General features: G+C 61.3%; 22 protein-coding genes. 10 read left to right on the top strand and 12 right to left on the bottom strand.

The window, feature by feature from the left end:
• Nucleotides 1-59: 59 nt before the first annotated feature.
• Both F4V58_RS01670 and F4V58_RS01665 read right to left on the bottom strand, forming a co-directional pair.
• Complete coding sequence (locus tag F4V58_RS01670) at nucleotides 60-803, bottom strand: hypothetical protein (protein ID WP_084559642.1); 744 nt, start codon at nucleotides 801-803, stop codon at nucleotides 60-62.
• 55 nt (nucleotides 804-858) lie between these two features.
• Nucleotides 859-1473 carry a carbonic anhydrase gene (locus tag F4V58_RS01665; protein WP_075732807.1) on the bottom strand — a complete coding sequence of 205 codons (615 nt, stop codon included), beginning with the start codon at nucleotides 1471-1473 and terminating at the stop codon, nucleotides 859-861.
• Nucleotides 1474-1498: 25 nt separating this feature from the next.
• Here F4V58_RS01665 and F4V58_RS01660 point away from each other — a divergent pair, with 25 nt between their 5' ends.
• From F4V58_RS01660 to F4V58_RS01650, 3 genes are read left to right on the top strand one after another with little or no spacing between them, the layout of a single operon-like run.
• Nucleotides 1499-2359 (top strand): HhH-GPD family protein, encoded by an 861-nt coding sequence (locus tag F4V58_RS01660; protein ID WP_075732805.1) that lies wholly within the window; start codon nucleotides 1499-1501, stop codon nucleotides 2357-2359.
• 20 nt (nucleotides 2360-2379) lie between these two features.
• Nucleotides 2380-3624 (top strand): lipase family protein, encoded by a 1245-nt coding sequence (locus F4V58_RS01655; RefSeq protein WP_075732803.1) that lies wholly within the window; start codon nucleotides 2380-2382, stop codon nucleotides 3622-3624.
• A 39-nt stretch (nucleotides 3625-3663) separates the two neighbouring features.
• Entirely contained in the window at nucleotides 3664-5004 is a 1341-nt protein-coding gene (locus F4V58_RS01650; RefSeq protein WP_249041139.1) for a lipase family protein, read from the top strand.
• Between the two features lie 132 nt (nucleotides 5005-5136).
• Here the strand turns inward: F4V58_RS01650 and F4V58_RS01645 are convergent, their stop codons facing one another.
• From F4V58_RS01645 to F4V58_RS01630, 4 genes are all read right to left on the bottom strand, one after another.
• Nucleotides 5137-6294 carry a cutinase family protein gene (locus tag F4V58_RS01645; protein WP_084559641.1) on the bottom strand — a complete coding sequence of 386 codons (1158 nt, stop codon included), beginning with the start codon at nucleotides 6292-6294 and terminating at the stop codon, nucleotides 5137-5139.
• Between the two features lie 26 nt (nucleotides 6295-6320).
• A complete protein-coding gene (locus F4V58_RS01640) occupies nucleotides 6321-6782 on the bottom strand; it encodes a hypothetical protein (RefSeq protein WP_075732799.1) in 462 nt (153 codons plus the stop codon).
• A 180-nt stretch (nucleotides 6783-6962) separates the two neighbouring features.
• Entirely contained in the window at nucleotides 6963-9701 is a 2739-nt protein-coding gene (locus tag F4V58_RS01635) for an ATP-dependent Clp protease ATP-binding subunit (protein ID WP_075732797.1), read from the bottom strand.
• 148 nt (nucleotides 9702-9849) lie between these two features.
• A complete protein-coding gene (locus tag F4V58_RS01630; protein ID WP_075732795.1) occupies nucleotides 9850-11265 on the bottom strand; it encodes an MDR family MFS transporter in 1416 nt (471 codons plus the stop codon).
• 174 nt (nucleotides 11266-11439) lie between these two features.
• Between F4V58_RS01630 and F4V58_RS01625 the strand changes: the two genes are divergently transcribed.
• Together F4V58_RS01625 and F4V58_RS01620 are read left to right on the top strand one after the other, a co-directional pair.
• Nucleotides 11440-12003 carry a CAP domain-containing protein gene (locus F4V58_RS01625; protein WP_075732793.1) on the top strand — a complete coding sequence of 188 codons (564 nt, stop codon included), beginning with the start codon at nucleotides 11440-11442 and terminating at the stop codon, nucleotides 12001-12003.
• A 159-nt stretch (nucleotides 12004-12162) separates the two neighbouring features.
• Nucleotides 12163-13179 (top strand): HNH endonuclease, encoded by a 1017-nt coding sequence (locus F4V58_RS01620; RefSeq protein ID WP_084559640.1) that lies wholly within the window; start codon nucleotides 12163-12165, stop codon nucleotides 13177-13179.
• A 371-nt stretch (nucleotides 13180-13550) separates the two neighbouring features.
• Here F4V58_RS01620 and lysS read toward each other — a convergent pair whose 3' ends face one another.
• Entirely contained in the window at nucleotides 13551-15176 is a 1626-nt protein-coding gene (lysS, locus tag F4V58_RS01615; protein WP_075732789.1) for a lysine--tRNA ligase, read from the bottom strand.
• Between the two features lie 194 nt (nucleotides 15177-15370).
• Here lysS and F4V58_RS01610 point away from each other — a divergent pair, with 194 nt between their 5' ends.
• From F4V58_RS01610 to F4V58_RS01590, 5 genes are all read left to right on the top strand, one after another.
• Nucleotides 15371-17488, top strand: coding sequence for a PhoX family protein (locus F4V58_RS01610; RefSeq protein WP_075732787.1), 2118 nt, complete (start codon nucleotides 15371-15373; stop codon nucleotides 17486-17488).
• Between the two features lie 312 nt (nucleotides 17489-17800).
• Nucleotides 17801-19498 carry a carbon starvation CstA family protein gene (locus F4V58_RS01605; protein WP_075732785.1) on the top strand — a complete coding sequence of 566 codons (1698 nt, stop codon included), beginning with the start codon at nucleotides 17801-17803 and terminating at the stop codon, nucleotides 19496-19498.
• Between the two features lie 148 nt (nucleotides 19499-19646).
• The gene (locus F4V58_RS01600; RefSeq protein ID WP_075732783.1) at nucleotides 19647-21353 is read left to right on the top strand and encodes a carbon starvation CstA family protein; all 1707 of its coding nucleotides are present in this window, start codon (nucleotides 19647-19649) and stop codon (nucleotides 21351-21353) included.
• Entirely contained in the window at nucleotides 21343-21600 is a 258-nt protein-coding gene (locus F4V58_RS01595) for a cory-CC-star protein (protein ID WP_075732781.1), read from the top strand. Before F4V58_RS01600 ends, F4V58_RS01595 begins: the two co-directional genes overlap by 11 nt.
• Nucleotides 21591-22544: an ArsA family ATPase gene (locus F4V58_RS01590; protein WP_075732779.1), complete on the top strand. Its 954-nt coding sequence runs from the start codon at nucleotides 21591-21593 to the stop codon at nucleotides 22542-22544. Before F4V58_RS01595 ends, F4V58_RS01590 begins: the two co-directional genes overlap by 10 nt.
• A gap of 92 nt (nucleotides 22545-22636) precedes the next feature.
• Here the strand turns inward: F4V58_RS01590 and F4V58_RS01585 are convergent, their stop codons facing one another.
• The 5 genes from F4V58_RS01585 to F4V58_RS12655 form a co-directional block, all read right to left on the bottom strand.
• Complete coding sequence (locus tag F4V58_RS01585) at nucleotides 22637-23443, bottom strand: PRC and DUF2382 domain-containing protein (protein WP_075732777.1); 807 nt, start codon at nucleotides 23441-23443, stop codon at nucleotides 22637-22639.
• A 335-nt stretch (nucleotides 23444-23778) separates the two neighbouring features.
• Nucleotides 23779-24435, bottom strand: a complete 657-nt coding sequence (locus tag F4V58_RS12660; RefSeq protein WP_157105751.1) for a hypothetical protein — start codon at nucleotides 24433-24435, stop codon at nucleotides 23779-23781.
• A gap of 123 nt (nucleotides 24436-24558) precedes the next feature.
• Nucleotides 24559-24939, bottom strand: a complete 381-nt coding sequence (gene rplL / locus F4V58_RS01575; RefSeq protein ID WP_075732771.1) for a 50S ribosomal protein L7/L12 — start codon at nucleotides 24937-24939, stop codon at nucleotides 24559-24561.
• Between the two features lie 76 nt (nucleotides 24940-25015).
• Nucleotides 25016-25537, bottom strand: a complete 522-nt coding sequence (rplJ, locus tag F4V58_RS01570; protein WP_075732769.1) for a 50S ribosomal protein L10 — start codon at nucleotides 25535-25537, stop codon at nucleotides 25016-25018.
• Between the two features lie 353 nt (nucleotides 25538-25890).
• On the bottom strand, nucleotides 25891-26118 hold a 228-nt coding region (locus tag F4V58_RS12655), incomplete at its 5' end, for a hypothetical protein (RefSeq protein ID WP_211362707.1).

Genomic DNA, 26118 nt, shown 5'->3' with positions numbered 1-26118 from the left:
GCAGGCGCGGAGCGGAGCGGGCAGGCGCGGAGCGGCGCGGGCAGGCGCGCGGCAGGGGCCTAGGCCAGGTTGAAAGGCTGCGGCGCGGAGGCGTGCCGGCCAATCACGGTGTGCAGGAAGTAAGCGCCCGGTTCCACCGGCTCGCGGGCCTCACACTGGCCGGGCGTGGAGCCCAAGCGCGACCAGGTGGCGCTGAACTCGCGGGTCTTGCCCGGCGCGAAAGTCTCCAGCCCGGTATCAACCGGCGGGGAGCAATCCGTGTCAGTCCACACCAGGTGGTTGGATCCCATATCGTAGACCTCAAAGCGCATGGTGAGGGTACTTAAGTCCACCACGCAATCTGCGGCCGTGGGATTTTCGACCGTCATCTTCATCACGGGTTGAGCGCCCGGGGCGTAGGTGGGCTGGTCCAGCTCCGCGCCGATAACCAGGTCCTCGAGCTCGCAGGTAGCTTTGCGTTCCGCAGGCGCGGGCGCGGGCGCTGCGGCCACTGCGGGCTCGGACTCCGCCGGCACCACGGTTTCGGTGGCTGTTGCTTTCACCGTCACGGAAGTTGTAGTGGTCTGCGAGGCCGCAGAGGTCGTGGTGGAAGAAGGATAGGGAGCGCTTTGCTTGTCCGGCTCAGACCCGCCGCTCAGGGCAGCCCACAGGCCCAAAAGGCTCAGGACTAACAACAGGATGACACCCAGCGCAGCCATGCGGCGGCGCCGGTAAATCTCAGGGGGCAACGGCCTAGCGGCTGTTGCCTTGGCGGAGGCGGGTACAGAACGTGCTGAACGTGGCGGCCGGGATGGAGTGGACATGGCCTAATCCTATGGGAATGCCCCCGGTAGCACCGCGTATTTTCGCTGCGTGTCCCTAACTAACGCCGTGCAAAATCACCGGGTCAACTAGGCCGGAGTCCAAGCTGTAATAAATCCCCGCAATTCCCAAGGAACCGTCTTCGATTTTTTCCAGCAGGTGCGGGATTCGCTCCATGAACTGGTCCACGGTGTCTTCAATGTTGCGGCGTTCCACGTCGGATTGCCTCTCCAGGCCTTCCGCGCGCGCGGCCACAGCGGCCATGGAAACCTTTTCCACGATGGTGCGCTGCAAGCCCGTGGGAATAGTGGAGTCTTTTTCCAAAAATCCCAGCGCGGCTTTGACGGCCCCGCAGTTTTGGTGGCCCATGACCACCAGGAGGTTGCAGCCCAAGTCGTCGATGGCAAATTGGATGGATGCCAGCACCGTGGCGTCAATGACGTGCCCGGCGTTGCGCACAATGAATGCGTCTCCTAGCCCCAGGTCAAATACGAATTCGGAGGGCACGCGGGCGTCCCCGCACCCGAAGATAACCATTTTGGGCGACTGCCCGGACAGAAGTTGGACGCGGTGGGCGATATCTGAGTTGGGGTAGTTGGATTCATCGGCAGCATAACGCCGGTTGCCGGCAATCAGATTTTCCCAAATCTGCTGCGGGGTTTCTTTAGACATGACTAGAGAGTTTAAGCTACCGGCGATGGATACTCACAAAATTTTGGCTTGGTTTGACGCCAATGAGCGTGATTTGCCGTGGCGTCGGCCTGGCACCACGGCGTGGGGTGTGTTGGTCAGTGAGGTGATGAGCCAGCAAACCCCGGTGGCGCGGGTGGCGCCGGTCTGGGAGGAGTGGATGCTGCGCTGGCCCACGCATGAGGATTTCGCGGCCGCTTCGAAGGCGGAGGTCTTGCGCGCCTGGGGCAAGCTGGGTTACCCGCGCCGCGCGCTGCGGTTGTGGGAGTGCGCGCGCACCCTGGGCACCGCGCCCGTGCCGGATGAGGTGGACCAGCTGCTGGAGCTTCCGGGTGTTGGGGATTACACCGCACGCGCCGTAGCGTGCTTCCACTTTGGGCACAACGTGCCGGTGGTAGATACCAACGTGCGCCGGGTTTACGCCCGCGCGGTGGAGGGCAATTTCTTGGCCGCCAACCCGTCCAAGCGGGAGCTTGCGCAGGTGGCGGCGTTGTTGCCGCGCCGCGGTGGCCCGCGCTTTTCCGCCGCGCTCATGGAGTTGGGCGCGTTGGTGTGCACCGCGCGCAGCCCCCAGTGCGCCGCGTGCCCGCTGCAGAACGAATGCGCGTGGGTTAAGGCTGGCCAGCCAGAGCCCCTCGCCGCCGATGCCGCCAAAGCCAAAGCACGCGTCCAAAAATTTGCCGGCACCGACCGCCAGGTGCGCGGGCTTATCATGGATGTTCTGCGCCGCGCCCCGCACCCGGTGCCCAAGGCGGAGCTGGATGTGGTGTGGCCGGATGCCGCCCAGCGCTCCCGCGCCCTGTTTTCACTCATTGAGGACGGATTAGCCGAACAAAACTCGGCCGGGTTATTCCATCTACCCAAGTAAAGCAATCTAAACTCAAACGCATGAATAGGATTGTTAAAACACTTGGCGCGTTGGCCCCGACGTTGGCCTTGGCGCTGGCCATTTCTCCGCCGGCCAACGGCCAAGAAGCCGCCGCCCCGCGGCCAGGCCAGGTGGTCTCTGTGCAAGATATGGAGCACCTGGTGGGAATCTTTGGGCCAATAGCCCCGCAGGCGCAGGTGTTTGAATACCGCACTACCTTGGAAAACGGCGCGCCCACGGTGGCAACGGCCACGCTGTTTGAGCCCTCCATGCCGTGGCTGGGCCAGGGACCGCGCCCCACGGTGGTGATAGCCCCGGTCACCCGCGGGCAGGGGGATCAGTGCGCGCCTTCCCGTGCGGATATGCACGTACTCAGCGTGGGCCTGGCACCTTCCGGTTTTTACGTCAACGTTGATTATGAATACCAGTCTTATCAAAACGCCCTGAACTTAGGTATGCGGGTGGTAGTGCCGGACTACATTGGGCTGGGTTCGCCGGGCATCCACTCCTACGGCAACGCCAAGGAGCAGGCGCACGCTGTAATTGACGCCGCCCGCGCCGGCCTGGCCCTAGGCGGGCTTCCTGCGGACTCCCCGGTGGGCTTTTCTGGTTATTCCCAGGGTGGTGCCTCCGTGGCGGCGGCCGCGGAGGAGGTGGCCGAATATTCCCCGGAGCTTAACCTCAAGGGGACCTACGCCGGCGCTCCCCCGGCTGATTTAACCGCTGTGCTGGCCGCTGTGGACGGCTCCCACATCGCGCATTCCATGGGGTATGCCATCAACGGCTTTGTGGAACGCGACCCGGAGATTAGCAACCTGCTTTTCCCGCTGCTCAATGACAAGGGGCATGAGTTTATTTCCTCCGCGGCCACCAGCTGCATCGCGGATTCTGAGCGCCGGTGGGCCTATACGCGCAGTGAAACGTTGACCACCACCGGGGAGTCTTTGGCCCACATCATGGGCCGGATTCCCAGGCTGGCGGAGACCATAGACCGCCAGAAGCTGGGGCGGCGCCCCGTCACTGGGCCCATGTTGATTGCGAACTCCGGGACGGACAACATCATTCCGTTTGCTCAAACCAAGGAGCTGGGCGGGGCCTATTGTGCGCAGGGTGGCACCATCCAGCTGGTCGAGGAGTCGGTGCCGGAGTTCCTGCAGTCCCGGAAGAACGCGCACTCGCTGCCCTATACGGCTTCGGCTTGGCGCGGGTTGTTTTACTTGTTGGACCGCTTCAACGGGCTGCCGGCGCCAAGCAATTGCCAATAAGGACTTAAAGGCGGCTTAGGCGTGGGCTAAGATGTGTCTGTGAAAATCTCTCAGCTCGCTACACGTCTTGTCCTCTCCGTCGCGCCGGCCCTAGCCGTGGCCATGGCACCCGCCCTAGCGCCCGCGCCGGCCCTAGCCCTAGCGCCCGCGCTAGCAAGCGCGGCCCCAGCGCCAGCAAGCGCGGCCCCAGCGCCAGCAAGCGCGGCCCCAGCCCTGGCCACAGCGCCAGCCGCCAGCCCGGGCACCGTAGTCTCCACACAGCCCGCCCCAGACCTGGTAGCCATGCTAGGACCCGTCGCCCCGCAGGCCACACTGATTTCCTACACCTCCACCCTGGACAACGGCGCGCCCACGGTAACCACCGCCACGGTCTACGAGCCCACCGCCCCGTGGACCGGCCGCGGGCCCCGCCCCACCCTCATCGTGGCCCCCGGAACCCGCGGCCAGGGCGACCGATGCGCGCCGTCGCGCGCCGGGCTTCACATCGCCAGCGCGGGGCACTCCCCCTCCGGCCCCTTTTTCAACGCCGAGTACGAATACCAGACCTACCAACTAGCCCTAGCCAGCGGCATGCGCGTGGTAGTCCCCGACTACATAGGCCTGGGCACCCCCGGCCACCATTCCTACGTCAACACCGTGGAACAAGCCCACGCCCTGTTGGACGCCGCACGCGCGGCCCTGCGGTTTAAGAGTCTGCCGGCGGACTCCCCGGTGGGGTTCACGGGCTATTCGCAGGGTGGCGGTGCGGCGGCATCGGCGGCGGAGTATGCAGCTGGTTACGCACCGGAGCTCAACATCAAAGGCACTTTTGCCGGCGCCCCTCCAGCTGACCTCAAAGCCGTGATGCAGGCAGTGGACGGTTCCGCGATTTCCCACGTGCTGGGCTACGCCCTCAACGGATTCATTGAGCGCGACCCCAGTATTGGTCAGGCGGTGCTACCGCTGTTCAACGAGCGCGGCCGGGCTTTCCTGGACACCGCAGCCACCAGCTGCGTGGCAGATTCCGTGGCGCAGTGGGGGCTAACGCGCACCGAGACGCTGACCACCACCGGTGAGTCCGTGTCCCAAATCATGGAGCGTATGCCACAGGTCAGCGCCCTTCTGGAAAGGCAAAGGCTGGGCCAGCACCCGGTGACCGGGCCTATCCAGATTGCCAACTCGCGTGCCGATGACATCATCCCGTTCGCACAGGCCAAAGCTCTTGGCGGGGCCTATTGTGCGCAGGGCGGGACCGTGTTACTCACCGCCGAGCCCGCCGTGGAGCAGCTCACCGGCTTTGGCCTTGGCCACCTGGTGCCGTTTGTGGGAGCAATCCCCCACGGGATCCAGTACATGCTGGACCGCTTCAACGACGTGCCGGCACCTTCTAACTGCCAGTAGCACCAGACGACCCCAGCCGCGCGGTTTAGGCGGGCTGGGGCGGCCGAACGCGTGAAACACGCCCCGCGCGGCCAGAAAGCTAGCAAGCGCGGAGCGTGTTATCTAGATTGCCAGGGACTAAAATGCCCAGACTTAAAGCCCGAACATCCGGTAGAACCACGATGGCAAGTTCAAGCTTCGCAAGAAGCCACGGTGGGCGCGGAGGATAGGAACCACCGCTCCAGCTACGGCTGCGAAGGCGGCAGCAAGTGCAACGACCGTTTCAGCCGTCATTGCACCAGCGGAGTCACTGCTACCGGCTGATCCTTCAGCCTCATCCTGAGCCTCGGTGCTTGAGCCGTTAACATTTATAGAAGAATTCCTACTCGAGTTGCCTTCCTCAATAACGGTCGGTTGTCCCAAGTAAGCCACCACGGTTTCCCCCACGTAACCCTCAGCCGATATCGGTGCAACACCGAACGCGATATCTTCGCTCAGGGGTAGGTCAGTGATGGTAGCTTCCCGCGCTTCCGGCACCATCCGACCTAAAATTATCCCGTCAGCTCTGACTAGCCAACCGCCGGCAGGAGCCGAGTCCGCCTCCCATTTCAGTTCAGCTTTCCCATTGACATCGGCCACTGATACCGCCGTGGCATGCTCAGGCAGGTCCGGCAGTCCAGTAGTGGTGTCTACGTGGACAGGAACAGAGTGGCTGCCCACCTGTCCATTGGCGCCGAAGGCGCGAACATTGACATTAAAATCTCCAGATTCTGGATACCGATCTCGTAGATCATCGGACAGCCTTATGGCATAAGTTTCACCGAAAACGTGTGCCCCCTGGGAATAGCCAGCAAGATAGAACTTGGAGTTTTCCCCGCATTTCTTGGCACGTTCATTAATGTAGTACTCCGCTGCGTCAATGCCTGAATCTACGCTGCCGTAATAGACCCCCCATTTTGCCCCAATCAACTGATCTCCTACGGACAAAACCTTGGCCAAAGCCCCATGTAAATTTTTCACACCCACTGCAGGATACTGAGTACCGCCGATATTGGTAGAGCCAAGCTCATAAAGGTTGGCGGTGAGATTGGTATTCTTAGTCCCCATGTCGAGACTGGTTTTCAGGCGCTGGAGTTCGGCACTATTGCCCACATCCTGGCCAGAGCCACGTGCGTAGACCACCTCGAGATCCGCACACTGTCGGCTTAGAGGATCTTCACCTTGGGCCTGTGCAACCTGAGTGTTTGCGCCAACCATAATGCACACAAACGTTGCTGAAAATACTCTTTTCCAGCCTTTAGACTTTCGCATATTTTGACAACCTTTCAGTCAGTATTTCAACCTACATTTACGGAAAGGCTGATACGCGGGACATCTAAGTTCTGGTGCCCCTCATAGTATATTGTAATTGTATAGTTTTTATCGCCACTAAAATTTGCATCTATGCTGCAAATATTTCCGCAAACATCAGAATAGTCTTTTAGGAAAGGTGTTTCAACGTGATTTATCTCATAGCCGCTAGATTCTACGATACGGAGAAGCTCGGCGAAGGGTAGCGGTTGTTTGGACTCCCATAGCCGCCGCACCGCCGGGCATGACGTGGAAAACTCCCAGCAAATTAGAGAGGGCGGCACAACCTGGTCTTGAATCAAATCCCATTGCTCCGGGAGAACAAAAGCGTCCGCCACGGCGCGGATTCCTTCATCACTGCGGGGGATGGCCGTCCACCCAACTGTGAGCGCCAGCAAAGCCGCTAGGAGAAGAAACAGACGGGTACCGGCACGGAAAAATTTCTTCATAAGGGGTCTCCTAAGCAACAGAAAGCGACAGCCCCTTCAACGCCCTGGCTTCAGGAGCTCTGTAGCCCCAGCCTAGTAGTAAACGAAAGACTATTGAAGGGGTCCGTGCACCCCGGGCGATCACAGCAGAGACCCCAGCCGCGCCGGTTTGGCGGGCTGGGGTCTTAGAGCTGTGCGCGGCTAGGCGGGCTGGCCGGCGCCGGCAGGCGGGGTGTCGCCGCCGTCGGTGTCCGGGCCGTTGTTCGGGCCGGCATCGGCGTCAGAGCCTGGGGCGTCAGACGGTTGCTGGCTAAGCACGTCCGGGGTCACGTCCTCTGGTTCCTCGGTCTCGCGGACCTCGGTGTCGTCAAAGTCGGAGTCCTCAAACTTGTCCTCGGGCAGCGGCTTGGGCGAAGGCGTGAAGGTGAACTTGGCGGCGGAGTCATCCTTGGATTCCCCGTCCCAGCCTTCCACGCCCACGGTCACCAGGTCACCGGCACCGATTTCGCCGAAGAGGATCTTCTCCGAAAGCTGGTCCTCAATTTCACGCTGGATGGTCCGGCGCAGCGGGCGGGCACCCAGAACCGGGTCAAAGCCGCGCTTGGCCAGCAGGTCCTTGGCCAGCTGGTCAAGCTCAATACCCATGTCGCGCTCCTCCAACTGCTTGCGCACGCGCGCGGTGAGCAGCTCGACCATCTGGACAATCTGCTCGCGCGTGAGCTGGTGGAAGACCACAATCTCATCAATACGGTTCAAGAACTCCGGGCGGAAGTGCTTCTTGAGCTCGTCGTTGACCTTGTTTTTCATGCGGTCGTATTGGGCGTCGGAATCTGTTTCATTAGACCCGCTAAAGCCCAGGCCCACGGCCTTGGAAATGTCCTGCGTGCCCAGGTTGGAGGTGAAAATCAGCACGGTGTTTTTGAAGTCCACAATCCGGCCTTGGCCGTCGGTGAGGCGGCCGTCTTCGAGGACCTGGAGCAGCGTGTTGTAAATCTCCTTGTGGGCCTTTTCAATCTCATCGAAGAGAACCACGGAAAATGGCTTGCGGCGGACCTTCTCAGTCAGCTGGCCGCCTTCCTCATAGCCCACGTACCCCGGAGGGGCACCGAACAAACGCGAGGCGGTGAAGCGGTCGTGGAACTCGCCCATGTCAATCTGGATGAGGTCATCGTCGGACCCAAACAGGAAGTTGGCCAAGGATTTGGACAGCTCCGTCTTGCCCACACCGGAGGGGCCGGCAAAGATGAAGGAACCGGATGGCCGGCGCGGGTCTTTCAGGCCGGCGCGGGTACGGCGGATAGCACGGGAGACTGCGCGCACGGCCTCTTCCTGGCCAATGATGCGCTTGTGCAGCTCTTCTTCCATGTTGAGCAGGCGGTTGGATTCTTTCTCCGTGAGCTTGAGAACCGGAATACCGGTCCAGTGGGCCAGCACCTCCGCGATTTGGTCCTCGCCTACCTCGGCGATTTCCTGAAGGTCGCCGGTGCGCCACTGCTTTTCTTTCTCCGAGCGCTCCTCCCCCAGCTTGCGCTCCTTATCGCGCAGGCCGGCGGCTTTTTCAAAGTCCTGGGAGTCAATGGCGGCTTCTTTTTCCTTGCGGACTTCCGCAATACGCTCATCGATTTCACGCAGGCCCTCCGGCGCGGTCATGCGCTTGATGCGCATACGGGCACCGGCCTCATCGAGCAAGTCCACGGCCTTATCCGGCAGGAAGCGGTCGTTGATGTAGCGGTCGGATAGGGAGGCCGCAGCCTTCAGGGCGTCGTCGGTATAAGACACGCGGTGGTGCGCCTCATACTTATCGCGCAGCCCGCGCAGGATAAGCACGGTGTCATCTAGGGAGGGCTCGTCTACCTTCACCGGCTGGAAACGGCGCTCCAGCGCGGCGTCTTTTTCAATATGCTTGCGGTATTCATCCAGCGTAGTGGCGCCGATGGTCTGCAGCTCGCCGCGCGCCAACTTGGGCTTGAGCAGGGAGGCCGCGTCAATGGCGCCCTCGGCAGCACCGGCACCTACCAGCGTGTGGATCTCATCAATGAACAAGATGATGTCCCCGCGTTGGTTAATTTCTTTGAGCACCTTCTTCAGGCGCTCCTCGAAGTCACCGCGGTAGCGCGAACCGGCCACCAGGGAGCCCAGGTCCAGGGAGTAAACCTGCTTATCACGCAGGGTCTCCGGTACTTTGCCGTTGACAATGTCTAACGCCAGGCCTTCTACCACGGCGGTCTTACCAACGCCGGGCTCACCGATGAGCACCGGGTTGTTCTTGGTGCGGCGGGAGAGCACCTGCATGATGCGCTCAATTTCTTTCTCGCGCCCCACCACGGGGTCTAGCTTGCCTTCCTTGGCGGACTGGGTAAGGTTGCGACCAAACTGGTCCAGGACCAGCGAGTTGGAGCGGTCCCCGCCTTTGCCGCCGCCGGCACCCGGACGGCCGCCCGGAGCCGCGCCGGCACCCACCGGCCCAGCACCTGGCTTTTCTTCCGTGTCATTGTTGTTGCCCTCATATCCGGAGAGTAACTGGATAACTTGTTGGCGCACGCGTGGCAGGTCAGCGCCCAGCTTGGTGAGCACCTGCGCCGCCACGCCGTCGCCCTCGCGGATAAGCCCCAACAGCAAAAACTCGGTGCCAATGTATTTGTGGCCCATTTGCAGGCCTTCGCGTAAGGAAAGCTCCAGGACTTTCTTGGCGCGCGGGGTAAACGGGATATGCCCGGTGGTGGGCTGGGTGCCCTGGCCAATGATTTCTTCTACCTCGCGGCGCACGTCTTCTAGCGAAATGCCCATGGACTCCAGTGCCTTGGCGGCTACGCCTTCACCTTCGTGGATAAGCCCTAGTAGGATGTGCTCGGTGCCAATGTAGTTGTGGTTAAGCAGGCGTGCTTCTTCCTGCGCCAAAACTATGACGCGGCGAGCCCGGTCGGTGAACCTTTCGAACATGGAGAAAAACCTCTTTCGCTAAATATTGTTTTCCGTATTCCCACTCTAACGCCCCCACCGCGCCAGCCTTTCACCCTTGGCGTGCCCACCCGGCCAATTCACCCCGTTTACCCAGGTAGAACTACTGTACGCCGGTAGCGAACACCCCTTAGTCAACGGGCACCCGGCGCACCATGGCCGCCAGCGCCCAGCACACCAGCCCCACGCCCACGGCGAACGTAAAGGCCCAGCTGATGCCGGTGGCGGTGGCATCGGCGGTAGTTTGCCCCGCTGCCAGCCCGGAGGCGGTGCCGCGCTGCAAGAAGACCACCAAGAAGGCCGTCGTGGCGGCGGCCGAAAGCTGCTGCAGCGTGGTGATTATCGCGGAGCCCTGCCCGTAGAGCGCCCCGGGCAGCGAGGACAGCGCCGCAGTCATCAGCGGCGTGGTCAAAAGCCCCATGCCGGCACTGAGCATGCAATGCATGCCGATGACCGCCCATACCGGCGTGTCCGCAGTCAGCAGCGCCAGCAACGCCAGCGAGCCGGTGAGCATTCCCGCGCCCGGCAGCACCAGGGGGCGCGGCCCGTAGGCGTCATAGGCGCGCCCCACCAGGGGCGCCAGCACTGCTTGGACGATGCCGCCCGGCAGCACCACCAGCCCCGTTAGCTTCGCGCTGGCGCCGGCGGAGGTTTGCAGGTAGATGGGCAGCACCGTGAAGGAGGCGATGATAACGCCGAAGGCCAGCAGCGTGGACGTGGCGGCAAAGGTGAAGTTGCGGATTTTAAATACCCGCAGGTCCAAAAGGGCGCGTTCGCGGCGGGCCAGGGCAAACTGGCGGCGGATAAACACCGCCAGGGCCACCACGCCGATGCCCAGAATCCCTAGCTTGAGCACAGATCCCGCCAGGATATCCTCCACCGAGGCCAGCCCGTAGACCACGCCGCCAAAGGCCACCGGGGACAGCGCCACGGAGAAGATATCCAGTGGCAGGGTCCGGTTTTCCCCCGCGTTGGGCAGCTTGATGGCGCCGAAGATCCCCACCAGCGCCATAGGCGGAACCATGGCCCAGAAAATATAGTGCCAACTGGAGAGATCAATTATCACCCCGCCCACCGTGGGCCCCAGCGCAGGCGCCACGGAGATGACCACGGAGATAATTCCCATCACCGCGCCGCGGCGGTGCGGGGGAACCAAGGTCATGGTCACCGTCATTAGCAGCGGGACCATGAGCGCGGTGCCGGCGGCTTGGATAACGCGCCCGGCCAGCAGCAGCGGGAATACCGGGGCCAGGGCGGAGACCACGGTCCCGGCCAGGAATAGGCCTACGGAAGTAAAGAACATGTGCCGGGTAGAAAGCCGCTCCAGGAGATATCCGGTGGTGGGAATGACCACCGCCATGGTGAGCATGAAGCCGGTGATGAGCCACTGCACCACGGTGGCGTCTACCCCCAGGTCGCCCATGATGGGGGTTAGCCCCACTGCAAGGGAGGTCTCGTTCAAAATCATAAACATGGCCGCCACCACCAGGATGGCCAGGGTCATGACGGTGTCCCGGCTGAGTTTTTCTTCTCCGTTCTTGTGCATCTACTCTGCGTTTCCCTTCTGGTATGCCCTCTTCGCCGCGCCGGCCGCTCCACGCTAACCCCTGGAACGGCCCCGAACAACAGCGCGTTGTATTGTAACGCCACGGAGTCAATCCGCGAAAGGTACTATGACTTAAGTATCCTGAGGTTTGAATTAGAAAAAGGGCAGCAAGAGATGAATTTTGATTCCGTGGGCGGTGCGCTTCTGGGTAAATTCATCACCTTATTGGTCAGCGTCTTGACCTTCTTCCTCACCCAGGCGGGGCTTGTCCACCCGGGTTATAGCGGAAACCAGTCCTCGGAGGCCGCCGTGAGCAAGGTTGCCGTTGACTCCTCCCCCGCTGCGATCGCAGAGGCCACCAACTCCTGGCGCGAGCTCCACGCCGTCGCCAGGCTAGACCGCAGCCCCGTGCTGAGCGCGGCGGCGCAACGCTGGGCCAACTCCATGGCGGCATCGCGCGATTTCCGCCACGACAACTTGGGCAGTTACCTCAACTCCGCCGGCCAGCGCCTGGTAATGAGCCAAAACATCTTCTACTCCCGGACTCCCGCCGCCCCAGAGGACATCATCAAGGCATGGAACGCCTCCCGCGACGGGCACGCGGAGAACCAGAACTTTGCTCACCACCAGGAAATCGGGGTGGGCGTGGCCTATGACTCCGATGGCGGCATGTGGGTAGTGCAAAACTTTGGCACCCCGCTGGTTTTCGCGGAGGCCCTGCGCGCGGCTATCAGATAGCCCAAAACTTTCACGGCGCCTGTGGATAACTCGCGATTTTTGGCCGATTAAAGCCCAAACGGGCGTTTTTGGGCCAAAAATCCGCTCCCTCGCAAAGTTATCCACAGGCTGGCACCCTTGCCCTTGCCCCGGCTTTCCCGTGGCCCTAGCGTGTGCTTCATGCACAAACTACAAGAAATTTTCAGTCCCTATAAATACGGCATGGAGTTGATAACGCTGGGGCGCGGCCTGGACTACCAGGGCCTTGTCCGGGTTGGCGTCCCACGCGCGGACGCCAAGAAGATTATCGCGCTATGCAAAACCTATTTTGGCCCCACCCGGTTCACCCGCCAGCAGGCGCTGGCCCGCAACAACTCGCACAGCTTTGAGGTTCTCCACGAAATTGAGTTGGCCACCAAACAGCTCAAAAACGCCAAGCTTTCCTGGCAGCTGCGCGTGGAGCTCAACCAGGTCCACGGGTGGGCTGACGTCAAGGCTTACCTGCAGGCCTTCTTGAAAGAGCACAAGCCCAAAACTGTCCGCAAGCGGGATCTTAGCGTGACTCATCACGCCGATGGCCAGAGCACAATGAAGCTCACCGGCACCGCCGCCGAGATCGCGGACCTGGCAGCCTTGGCCAGTGATGAGGAAGCTCCCGTTGATTCCTTCGTGGCCAACGCCACCGGCGGCGGGGGCGGCTTCCAGGTGAGGACCTTGGGGGTTATCCACTTGGATGACTTGCTTGCCACCTGCGGCGGCCGGGTGCCGGACGCCACCGTGGAATGCGGCAACGGCGCGCAGCTAGACATTGCGGAGTTGCTGCGCCGGTACTGCGAGGGGCACGGCTTTGTGGCCGTCTTCGACGACGCCGGCCCGCTCCAGCTGTTCCGCGAACGCCGTCTGGGCAACTACGCCCAGCGCGTGATGGCCACGGCCGAGTCCACCAAGTGCTGCCACCCGATGTGCAACAAGCCCTCCGAGAAGGCTCAGCTCCACCACATCAAGGAGTGGGACAAGGGCGGTTTGACTAACTCGGGGAACCTGGCGTGGTTGTGTAGTTTCTGCAACGCCACTAACGGCGGCTGGGGGCGCGGGCGGATTGTGCGGCACAAGGGCCAGGTGGCTTGGATCCCGCCGCGCGGTGGCCATCCTGTTCCCGTGGGCCGCAAGGTCTCCCCGCGGGGTGCCACCAGCTAGGCCCGCAGCCCAGCCACCCGGCACCCGGCGCGCAACCCAGGCACCCGGCGCGCAACCCAGGCACCCGGCGCGACACGAGTAACCGCGCGAGCCAACCCAGGCCCGCCCCATCGCGACAGGCGCTAGGCCAATTGACAACCCGGCGCGGTTTCCCAGCTCCGTCGCGAGCGAGGCCGCAAACTTAACCACCGCAGCGAAAAGCGAGGCTCCGGTGGCAATTAGGCGTGCCTGCACAAGCCCGGGGCCCGCCCAGCTGCGGCCGGGCACCGCCAGCCAGCCGGGTCGCGTGCGCGGGGCACCGCCAACGCAGCAAGACGCCCCGCGCGTAAGGGCGGGGCGTCTTGGGCGAGCGTCTGGGGAGCTTCCGGGGTTTAGCCGCGCGCTTCGGGTTTCACGATCGGGAACAGCACCGTTTCGCGGATACCCAGGCCGGTGACGGCCATGAGCAGGCGGTCAATGCCCATGCCGGTGCCGGCGGTTGGCGGCATGCCCTGTTCCATGGCGGCCAGGAAGTCCTCATCCAAGACCATTGCCTCATCATCGCCGTTAGCGGCCAGGCGGGCCTGGTCCTCAAAGCGCTCGCGCTGAACCACCGGGTCAACCAGCTCAGAGTAACCGGTAGCCAGCTCGAATCCGCGGACGTAGAGGTCCCACTTTTCCGTCACGCCCGGCTTGGAGCGGTGCTGGCGGGTAAGCGGAGAGGTCTCCACCGGGAAGTCCTTGACAAAGATTGGGCCTTCCAGCTGGTCCTCGCAGAGCACCTCCCAGATTTCTTCTACGAGCTTGCCGTGTCCCCAGCCGCCCTTGGCTGGGACGTCTAGGCCGATGGCATCGGCAATAGTTTTAAGCTCCTCCACCGTGGAGTCAATGGTGACCTCCGGCTGGCCGGGGAACTTGCGCGCCAGGGCCTCGTTGAGCGAGGGGTACATCTCAATTTCTTTCCACTGGCCGCCGAAGTCATACTCAGTGCCATCGGCAAGCTCGATGACCAGGGTGCCCTCACGCTCCGTACCGCGGTTGAGCTCCGCGACCACGTATTGAATGGACTCGCGCGTGGTACGCGCGCAGTCATCATAATCGCCCCAGGCGGCATAAGTCTCCAGCATGGCAAACTCCGGGGAGTGCGATTTGTCGATGCCCTCGTTGCGGAAGTTGCGGTTAATCTCAAACACGCGGTCAATACCGCCCACCACGGCGCGCTTTAGGAAGAGCTCCGGTGCAATACGCAGGTAAAGGTCAATATCCAAGGCGTTGGAGTGGGTAACAAAAGGACGGGCCGCCGCGCCGCCGTGCAGGGTTTGCAGCATGGGCGTTTCAATTTCCATAAAGTCCTGGGATTCCAGGTAGTCGCGCAACGCACGGATAGCCTTGACGCGGGTCTTGGCGTTTTTGCGGGCTTCTTCGCGGATAATGAGGTCGTTGTAGCGCTGGCGCACGCGGGTTTCCTCATTCATGTCCGCAAAGGCCACGGGCAGCGGGCGCAGCGACTTGGCTGCCATGACCCATTCGGTGGCCATAACGGAAAGCTCACCGCGGCGCGAGGAGATAACGCGGCCGGTCACGGACACGAAGTCGCCTAGGTCTACGTCTTGTTTCCAAGAATCCAGCGCTTCTTGGCCAACCTCGGCTAGAGACAGCATGGCCTGTACCTTGGTGCCGTCCCCGTCCTGGAGGGTGGCAAAGCACAGCTTGCCGGTGTTGCGCATAAAGATAAGGCGGCCGGCAATGGACACCACGTCCTGGGTTTCCTGGCCTACTTCTAGGTAGGTCACGCCGTCCTCGGGCTCAGCCGGCGCGGTCTCTTCAGCGGCCAGCACCTGATACTTGGCGCGCAAGTCCGCCAGGGATGTGCTGCGGGGAACCTCTACCGGGTATACCTGGATTCCTTGGGACAGCAGGCGCTCGCGCTTCTCGCGGCGGATTCGCAGCTGCTCAGGGACGTCCCCGGCTTCGGGCTTGTTCTGGTTATTGTTCTGCTTTTTATTCTGCTCACTCACAAGCAACCAGCGTAGCCGATAACCCGCTTTTCAGTAATTCCGGACTATGTTCCCGGGGACGCGCTCCTAGGACATTCACAATCTGTTCACCTTGGCTTTGCGCAATGATAATTTACGCGCCACGTGGGTTTCTTATGCTTTGGGCGTCCCCCATGACACCCATCGTCTCTTTTCACCGTTTAGGAGCTTTCACCATGGCTATTAAAGGCCGCAATCTTTTGTCCACTCTTTTTGAATCTTCACGTTCGTCTTTGACTTGCACTTACAAGTGCGGCAACGCTTGTTTTGGCAAGTGTGAGAATTCTTCCAGTAACTCTTACTTCTCTGACCAGTTCTCCCGCCGTTCGGCTCTGCGCGCTGGCGGCCTAACGGTGGTGACGGTGGGCGGCGGCGCCGCGCTGGCTGCTTGCTCGGTTCCTGATGATGAGGCGGTCACTGAATCCACTCAGGCCGCCGCTACTACTACCACTGCCACGAAGACCTCCGAGGCCGCCGCCAAGGACGTGAAGTTGGTGGCGGCGGAGGGCATGAAGTTTGACGCCGTTGAGCCTAACCAGGAGGACAAGATTGTTGTTCCTGCGGGCTACACCAGCTCGGTACTCATTGCGTGGGGTGACCCGGTTATCAAGGGTGCGCCGGAGTTTGACGTTGACAACCAAACCGCCGATGCCGCCTCGCAGCAGTTTGGCTTCAACAACGACTTCGCCGGCCTGCTGGACCACCCCACGGACCCGGACCGGATGCTCTACGTCTGCTCGCATGAGTACACCACGGAGCCCATGATGTTCCCGGATTATGACCCGGATAACCCCACTGAGGAGCAGGTCAAGATTGCTTGGGCTTCCCACGGCCACACGGTGCTGGAGGTGTCCAAGGTGGACGGCTCGGGTGAGCTCAAGCGGGAGTTTGGCCCGCTTAACCGCCGCATCACGGCCACCACCCCGTTTACTCTGGTGGGACCGGCTGCGGGCACTATCTGGACTAAGACGGCGGCGGATCCTGCGGGCAGGAACGTCTTGGGCACGCTGAACAATTGTTCGGGCGGTATCACGCCGTGGGGCACCATGCTTTCTGGTGAGGAAAACTTTGATCAGTATTTTGCCAACGCCACTTCCTCGGACAAGAAGCTGGAGGCTTCCTATGAGCGCTACGGTTTGGGCGCTGAGGCCACCGAGCGCAAGTGGGAGCGTTTCGACGACCGCTTTGACGCCTCCAAGACTCCCAACGAGCCGCACCGGTTTGGCTACATCGTAGAAATTGATCCCTCTGATCCCACTTCCACCCCGGTCAAGCACTCCGCCATGGGTCGCTTCAAGCATGAGGCCGGCAACGTTTACGTGGCCAAGGACGGCACCGTGGTGTGCTACTCGGGTGATGACTCCCGCTTTGAGTACATCTATAAGTTTGTCTCCACCAAGAAGGTCAAGGAAGGCGACATGGCGCACAACATGTCCATCCTGGACAGCGGCACGCTGTACGTGGGCAAGCTGGAGGGCAACTCCCCGGCGGCGGAGATTGACGGCTCCGGTGAGCTGCCCGCTGACGGGGAGTTTGATGGCACGGGTACGTGGATTAAGCTGCTGACCTGCGATGAGGAGTCTGGGAAATACGAGTCCCACGTGGATGGTTTCACTGCGGAGGAGGTTGCGGTGTTCACCCGCGAAGCCGCCGATGCCGTGGGGGCTACCAAGATGGACCGTCCCGAGGACTTCCAGGCTAATCCTGTCACCGGCAAGGTGTATGTGGCGTTGACCAATAACAAGTATCGCGGCGCGACCGGTGAGAACGCGGAGAAGAACCAAGAGGACCCCACCGAGTGGGCCCCTATTAAGGAAAACAAAAACGGCTTGGTCATGGAGATAGATGATGACCACGCTGGGGAGTCTTTCACCTGGAACTTGCTTCTGGTCTGTGGCGACCCTACTGAGGCCAGCACCTATTTTGGCGGCTTTGACAAGGACAAGGTTTCTCCTATTTCCTGCCCGGACAACGTGGCTTTCGACTCCCACGGGAACTTGTGGATTTCCACTGACGGCAACGCTTTGGGCACTAACGACGGCCTCTACGCCGTTAACGTCGCGGGCGAAAACCGCGGCCACCTCAAGTGCTTCCTCACGGTGCCGAAGGGCGCGGAGACTTGTGGGCCTATTGTTGACGATGACCGCGTGATGGTCAATGTCCAGCACCCCGGCGAGTCCGACGACGCTACCTTTGACAACCCGGCGTCCAATTGGCCTGACGGCGGCAGCTCCATTCCTCGCCCTGCGGTAGTGGTGGCGTGGAATGAGTCTGGGAAGAAGATCGGCGCCTAGCCAGCCGCCGCCCCGCCCGCGCCAGCCAGGCCAGCCGCGTAGGGGTTTCACCCTGTGAGACGAAACCCGGCGGCGAAGCGGAGTCGCCCGGGGCGCGCCGGGAGCCCCGCCGGAACGCAGGGCGGGAGGCACAGCGGGAGCCAGGCGCGGCGGCCGGTCCGGAGTCGCACCAGGCTAGGACAGGGCCAAGACGGCCATCCGGTGGGGCAATTGTTCCCCGCCGCAGCCAGCTGTGGCATAATTTCGTTCACATTACCCCGGGAACCCCCGGGGTTGTCACTCGCATTCTCATCTCACACAGTGGACGTTATTATGAACTCTCTCTTTTTGGCTCTCATCGGCGTGGGCATGATTGCCGCCGGTTTTGCCTTCTATTCCAAATTCTTGGCCTCCCGGGTCTTCAAGCTCTCGGATGAATACGTCACCCCGGCCCACACCATGGAAGACGGCGTGGACTTTGTGCCTACCAACAAGTACGTGTTGTGGGGCCACCACTTCACCTCGGTGGCGGGCGCGGCGCCCATCATCGGCCCCGCGGTGGCCATCATCTGGGGCTGGCTCCCGGCCTTCCTCTGGGTCACGCTGGGCACGGTATTTTTCGCCGGCATGCATGACTTCGGCGCGCTGTGGGCTTCGCTGCGCCACCGCGGGCAGTCCATCGGCACGCTTTCTGGGCGCTACATCGGCACCCGCGGCCGCAACCTCTTTTTGGTAGTCATCTTCTTACTCCTGCTGATGGTCAACGCCGCCTTCGCCACGGTCATCTCCCGTTTGCTGGTTTCTACTCCCACCGCGGTTATCCCCACGTGGGGCGCCATCTTGGTGGCACTGTGCGTGGGCCAGGCCATCTACCGCTTTAAATGGTCCCTGCCGGTGGTCTCCGTGGTGGGCGTGGTGGCTTTGTACTCGCTCATGCTCCTGGGCGAGCGCTTCCCCATCTCCCTGCCGGAAACGGTCTGGGGCATCCCCGCTAACGCCGTGTGGATCCTGGCGTTATTTATCTACGCCTTCTGTGCTTCCTTGCTGCCGGTGTGGGTGCTACTGCAGCCGCGTGACTACATCAACGGCCTGCAGCTGTTCATAGGGCTGATTATCCTCTACGCATCCATTCTTATCACCCATCCGGAGGTCGTGGCGCCGGCGGTTAACCACAACGTGCCGGACGGTACCCCGGGCATGTTCCCGCTGCTGTTTGTCACCGTGGCCTGCGGCGCTATCTCCGGGTTCCACGGGATTGTCTCCTCCGGCACGTCCTCCAAGCAGCTGGATAAGGAAACAGACGCCCGCTTTGTGGGCTACTTCGGCGCGGTGGGAGAAGGCCTGCTGGCGCTAGGCACCATCATTGCCACCAGCGCCGGGTTCAAGACCTTGGCCAACTGGGAAGAGGTTTACAGCGAATGGTCAGCCGGCGGGGTGGGCGCGTTTATCTCCGGCGGCGGCTCCATTATCAACGAGGGCCTGGGGCTTCCCGTGTCCTTGGCCGCCACCGTCTTGGCCACCATGGCCATCTTGTTTGCTGCCACCACCATGGACTCCAGCGTGCGCCTGCAACGCTTGGTTATTGAGGAAATTGCCCAGCTGCTGGGCTTTCGGGTCACCGGCCTGGTAGCCACCATCATCACCGTGGTGTTGGCGCTGTTGCTTACGTTCTCCTCCGGCGCGGATGGTTCCGGCGGCATGTTGTTGTGGCCGGTCTTTGGCACTACTAACCAGCTGATGGCGGCGCTGTCACTGTCGGTGATGGCGGTCATCCTCATCCGCCTGCGCCGGCCTAGCCTGCCTATTGTCATCCCGCTGGTTTTTGTCACCGTGGTGTCTTTGGGCTCGGCGTTTATCTTGTTGGGCACGCTGTGGCAGGCGCGCAATTGGCTGCTGCTGGGGATCGATGCCGCCATTATCACCGCCACCATCTGGGTCATCGTGGAGGCCCTGGTGGCCATTGGCCGCGCGCGAAATGCCCCGGCCTTGGTCTTTGATGACCAGCCGAGTGATCCGGCCCCGGTGGCCTAAAGCTGCGTTGCCCCTACCCCCGCGAGCGGATTTTCCCTCGCGGGGTTTGGTGTGCGTGCGATACTTGTTTCCAGTGTGATCCACCGCACCCCAGCGGGGTTCACCGGTTCCTATCCCTTCTCTACACAGGCGTGGTGCAAACAACAAGATGAACTCTCTTTTCCTAGCCTTCATTGGCGTGGGCATGATGGCCGCCGGCTTTGCCCTCTACTCCCGTTTCTTGGGCTCCAAGGTCTACCGGCTTTCTGCGAAGTACGCCACCCCGGCGCACACTATGGAAGACGGCGTGGACTTTGTGCCCACCAACAAGTACGTGTTGTGGGGCCACCACTTCACTTCGGTGGCGGGCGCGGCCCCCATCATCGGCCCCGCAGTGGCGGTCATCTGGGGCTGGGTCCCGGCTTTCCTTTGGGTCACGCTGGGCACCGTGTTCTTCGCCGGCATGCACGACTTGGGCGTGCTGTGGGCATCGCTACGCCACCGCGGGCAGTCCATCGGCACGCTTTCGGGACGCTACATCGGCGCCCGTGGCCGCAACCTTTTCCTGGTCATCATCTTCCTGCTTTTGCTAATGGTCAACACGGCCTTTGCCACGGTAATTTCCAAGCTGTTGGTCTCCACCCCCACCGCGGTCATCCCTACCTGGGGCGCGATTGTGGTGGCCCTGCTCATTGGCCAGGCCATTTACCGCTTCAAGTGGAACCTGCCGGCGGTGTCCGTGGTGGGCGTGGTTTCCCTGTACACCCTCATGGTCGTAGGTGACCGCTTCCCCATTGTCCTGCCGGAAACTGTCATGGGCATCCCAGACCGCGGCGTGTGGATTATCCTGCTGTTTACCTACGCCTTCGCCGCCTCCCTGCTGCCGGTGTGGGTCCTGCTACAGCCGCGCGACTACATCAACGGCCTGCAGCTGTTTGTGGGCCTGATTATCCTCTACGGCTCCGTGCTGATTACGCACCCGGACGTGGTGGCCCCGACCTTCAACGACAACGTTCCCGAAGGCACGCCCGGGATTTTCCCGCTGTTGTTTGTCACCATCGCGTGTGGCGCGGTCTCCGGGTTCCACGGCGTGGTGGCCTCGGGCACGTCCTCCAAACAGTTGGATAAGGAAACCGATGCCCGCTTTGTGGGCTACTTTGGTGCCGTGGGTGAGGGCCTGTTGTCCTTGGGTACCATCATTGCCACCACCGCCGGTTTCAAGACCTTGGCCAATTGGGAGGAAGTCTACAACGAGTGGTCCGCCGGTGGCGTAAACGCTTTCATCTCCGGCGGCGGTTCCATTATCAACGAGGGCCTGGGGATCCCCACTTCCCTATCCGCGACCATCTTGGCCACCATGGCCATCCTCTTTGCCGCTACCACCATGGACTCCGGCGTGCGCCTGCAGCGCATGGTGGTGGAGGAAATTGGCCAGATTATGGGGCTCAAGATCTCCGCGCTGGTTGCCACTATCATCGCGGTGGGCGTGGCCTTCGCGCTGACGTTCTCCTCCGGCGCGGACGGCTCCGGCGGCATGCTCATCTGGCCGCTGTTTGGCACCACCAATCAGCTCATGGCCGGGCTGTCCATGGCCATTATTGCCGTTATCTTGACGCACCTGCGCCGCCCGGCGTGGCCGGTGCTCATCCCGCTGTGCTTTGTGGTGACCGTGGCCATGTGGGCGGCGCTGTTGCAGCTGGGGACCTTGTGGGCGGGGCGCAACTGGCTGCTGCTGGGCATCGACGTCGTCATTATCATCGCTGCCATCTGGGTGGTGGTGGAGTCTGCTTCCGCAATCATGCGGGCGCGCAAGGCTCCTGCCGTGGCGTGGTCGGACGCGGACACGGACGCCCCCGCGCCGCACCATGTGGGATAAGCTCAAGGCGTTTGGCCGGGGCTTAAACGACTACTACCAGGCCCCGTACCGCGCGTCCTTTGCCAAGGCGCAGCAGCAGGAGGATGACTTGTTCATGCTGCTGGTGATGTCCGAGGCGCTGGGTATTCCCAACCCGGCCAGTTTTTACACGTTGGAGCTGTTGCCGCTCATTTACGAAGACTTCCATGCCTGGCACCGCCGGATGGGCATGGAGCACTCACCTTTGGATAATTTGTCATGTTGTTAACTCCCGTTATTTTCTTTGGTGGCAAGGGCGGCGTGGGCAAGACCACGCTGGCTAGTGCCACGGCGTTTAAGCTGGCGCAGGCCGGCAAGGACACGTTGTTGGTTTCCACGGATCCGGCGCACAATTTGGGCCACATTTGGGGCACCTCGCTTTCCGATACCCCCGTGGCCGTGCGCCCACATCTGCACCTGGTGGAGCTGGACCCGGCCCGTATTACCGAAGAACACCTGCGCGCCGTGGGGGCAAGTATGCGCCGGATGATGCCGGAGCACCTGCATGGGGAGGTCAAGAAGCACCTGGATTTGGCGCGGCAGTCCCCGGGCACGCACGAGGCCGCTTTGCTGGAGCGTATGGCCGCGCTCATCGAGGACGCTGGGGCTTTTGAGCACATTGTTTTTGACACCGCCCCTTCTGGGCATACGTCCCGGTTGATGGCGTTGCCGGAGATTATGGCTGCCTATACCGAGGGATTGCTGGCGCGGCGGGAAAAATCTGACAAGTTCTCCTCGCTGGTGCGCGGCATGTCCGGGAAAGATGAGGTTGTGCCCACGGGGTTTGACCCGATTACGCAGCGTAACCAGGAGATCCGCTCCACGCTGCTCAAGCGGCGGCGGCGTTTTGAGAACCTGCGCGCCGTGTTGACGGACGCCGGGCGTACAGCGTTTTACATCGTGTTGACCGCTGAGCGCTTGCCGGTGATGGAGTCTGCGGAGTTTCACCAGGAGTTGACCTCGCATGGGGTGAATGTGGCGGGGCTGTTGGTCAACCGCCGTAGCCCGGCGGGGCAGGGCGAGTTCCTGGATGCGCGCCGCGACGCTGAGCACGCGGCTTTGGAGCTGTTAGCGCAGCGGCTGCCGGGCGTGCCGGTAACCCACGTCCCGTGGTTGGCTGGGGAGGCCGGTACGCCGGAGTCAATTGCGGAGATTGCCAAGCTCCTGGATTAAGCCAGGCGGGCGCAGCACAATGCTCCCCAGGCTGTGAGCCTGGGGAGCAGTGAGGATTCAGCTAGGGAATCCGGTGAAGCTGGAAGTAAGGATTACTTCTTGGTCTCGAAGCCGTCAACGCCTTCGGTCTCGATGCGCTCCTTGCGAACTTCCTCAGAAACGCGCTCGGTCTCGGTGACCTCTTCGGTGTGAAGGGCAACCTTCTCAACAGGAACGTTTTCCTTGGAGACAACTACGCGCTCTTCGTGCAGGGTAACGGAGGTCTCGGTGTCTTCGTCCGAAACGTCGCCCATGCGGGCTGCTTCTTCGGCGCTAATTGGGGTGCGCTCTACGCGAACCTCTTCGCGGGTTACGGGAACCTCTACGGTCTCGGTGTCGGTAACTACGTACTTACGCAGACGAACGGTGCCGGTAGCAACGCGCTCTTTGCCAACGTTTAGCTGCTCTTCGGAGCGGATGAGCTCTCCGTCGTCGTTTACGTCGGTCAGGTCAACGTCGCGACGCTCTTCGTGGCGAACTTCGCCGACGCCAGCGCCTGCGTGCAGGTCGCGACGGTCGTCTAGGTTGTAGTCAACCTTGTCCTCGTGCTCTACAACACCGTAGTGGCGGTAGATTTCTTCCTGCTTTGCGGTGTCCAGGCCGGCGTCACCATCAAAGTCAGGAGCGTCGCTGATACGGTCCTTAACGAAGGCAAGATGCAGTTCCTCGTTGCCGTCCAGACGGTGTCCACGAAGAGGGACCAAGGAGGAGCTCAGACCGAACAGACCGTGGTTTACCTCAACGAAGGTTGGGCGGCCGGAGTTCTCATCAACGAATACTTCGTTTACGGAGCCCAGCTTGTCGCCGTTTGCGTCATATGCGGTAGCCTTTAGCAGTTCCTGAATGTCATGCTTGTTCATGTTAAATCTTTTCCCTTTCGTGGGACTCGGTGATATAAGTTCTTAACCCGTTCGAGGCATCCGTGTTCAACCGGAGCCTCACTCGGCGGGTGTATCAACCACCGTAGGGCAATTGACAGTTTCGCGCTAACGAGATTTGCGCCACATCCTTAATTTTCGCCCAATTTTCCCCAAAACCGCTGGTAAAAGAAAAGACAACGAGTTTATAACATCCGCAATTAATCGCCCAAAACCTCAGCTTTAGCTAAGCCAGAGGTCGTTTTTAGCTAAACAAACCGAACTTTAAATTTTAACCTTTACCGGCTCCGCCACGCGGACGCGCAAAACCCGCCGCCCTACGGCAAGATTGTGTACTCGGCGACGTATGGCTGCCCCAGAGGCAGGTCGGTACCGGAGGGCCACCACATCTTGTCCTGGTCGTATTCGAGGGTTACTTCCTTGCCTTCGTACGGGCCGCCCGCTTCATCTTTGGAAAGCCGGATGAGCGTAACGGGGCGGAAGTTCACGTAGCCTTGCAGGTTTGACGTGGCATGCCCCACGAGGTCGGCGGGTTCGTTGAGCACCAGCACGGTGATGGTGGTGTCCGGGTTCTCATACCCCGTCGGGGAATACTCAATCCCCTGGTACTCGGCCAGTTCAAACTCGCCGAAGGTGCGAACCACCCCGCGCACTCGAACGATGCCGTCCCCCGTGACCTCGACCCCCGGCGTCGCGGCGGGCGCGGCGGCGCTCGGGGCGGCACTACCGGAAGCGGTAGGCGAAACCGCAGGACTGGAGGCGGCGGGGGAAGTCGCGGTGCTGGAGGCGGGCCTGGAGGTGGCGGTGCTGGAAGCGGCGGTGGATGTGACGGGGCTCGAGGCGGCGGTGCTGGAGGTGGCATCGACAGTAGGGGCGGGCGCGTCCTCCTCAGGGGCAGAGCACGCGGACAGCGCGAGGGCCGCCGTAAGGGCTAGGAACGCGGAAGCAGTACGGGGGTCAGGGTAAAGGGACATGGCTTTTCTTTCGTGGAACCGGAGTTGTTTACCTAACCATTAAAGCAGCTCCGGGCAGCACGGCAGGAAAACGGGAACAACCCCAAGTTCCACGCGGGAACTTGGGGTTGTTTAAAAGCGCAATTACTTGAGCTCGACAGAAGCGCCAGCTTCTTCCAGCTTAGCCTTTGCAGCCTCAGCGTCATCCTTGGATGCGCCTTCGATGATTGCCTTAGGAGCGGACTCAACGAGTTCCTTAGCTTCCTTCAGACCCAGGCCGGAAACGAGTTCGCGAACAGCCTTAATAACGCCAATCTTCTTAGCGCCAGCGTCGGTCAGAACAACGTCGAACTCGGACTTCTCTTCTTCAGCAGCTGGAGCAGCGCCGCCAGCAGCAGCAACTGCTACGGGAGCAGCAGCTTCAACGTCAAATACGTCTTCGAATTCCTTAACGAACTCAGACAGTTCGATGAGGGTCATTTCCTTGAAAGCTTCAATGAGCTCGTCTTTGGTCAGCTTAGCCATGTTAAGCATCCTTTCGTGTATGGCGGTGTGAACCGCCAAAGTTTGTTGTTTGAATTGCGCTTAGTAAAGCGACTTTTTAAGCTTCGGCTTCTTTCTTGTCCTGCAGAGCGACGATGGTACGTACGGTCTTTGTTGCAGGAGCGTTGAATACGGCCGCAGCCTTTGCCATAGAACCCTTCATAGCGCCAGCCAGCTTTGCGAGAGTGGTCTCACGGTTGTCCAGCTCAGCGATAGCGTCTACCTGGTCAGCAGTAAGTGCATTGCCGTCCATGTAGCCACCCTTGACTACGAGTGCCTTGTTATCAGAAGAGAACTTCTTCAAAACCTTTGCGGCATCAACTGCCTCGCCCTTGATGAACGCTACTGCGGTCGGGCCAGTCAGCTTGTCATCAAGGCCTTCGATGCCAGCGTTAGCGGCAGCGATCTTGATGAGGGTGTTCTTGGCGACGGAGTACTCAACGTCAAAGCCCAGATTGTGGCGCAGCTCCTGGAGCTGGGCAACAGTCAGGCCACGGTATTCGGTCAGCACGAGAGAGTCCGCTTCAGCGATCTTCTTCTCAATGGTTGCCAAGTCCGCAGTGTTTTTTGGATTTGCCATTTTTTCCTTCGCCTCCTTTCGAAAACATCTCTTGATTTTCCGCCGAGACTCTTAAACGAAAAGAGCCCCGTGCAAGAGCACAGGGCGCGAATAAAGTGTTGCGGTAAGCAGCACGTTGAAACGCAAGTGTCTCCTGCGTGGGCCGTTCCTTTGAGGAGGAATCCTTCGATCTGTTTCCAGATGACCGACGGTCTTTGGTGAAACTTGACCACGCACGCTAAGAATGGCGCGCATTCAAACTTCGGAGTTCACCCTACAACACCGCCCGCCAAGACACAAAATCCTGGCGGGCGACGGGGCGCGGGCACTAGCCGAACATGTAGAACAACTTGCGCCACCAGGGCACTGAGTTGCTAGACATTGACGATGACCCCACTGGCGCTGGCCGGCGCGTAGGGCGCGGCTTGCGCGTGGGCCGCGGCCGCCGTGGGGGCTTGGGCTGAGGCTTGGGCTGAGGCTTCGGCTTCGGTTTCGGCTTGGGCTTGGGCTTGGGCTTGACCACGGGCGGGATGATCCCCTCCGGCGCGGGGTCGGCGTGCGGCGCGTTGGGCGGCACGGCACCCTCCGGCACGGAACCTTCC

Source organism: Corynebacterium phocae (genome assembly GCF_008693075.1).
Lineage (GTDB): Bacteria > Actinomycetota > Actinomycetes > Mycobacteriales > Mycobacteriaceae > Corynebacterium > Corynebacterium phocae.
This window is presented reverse-complemented; position numbering and strand designations above follow the sequence as displayed.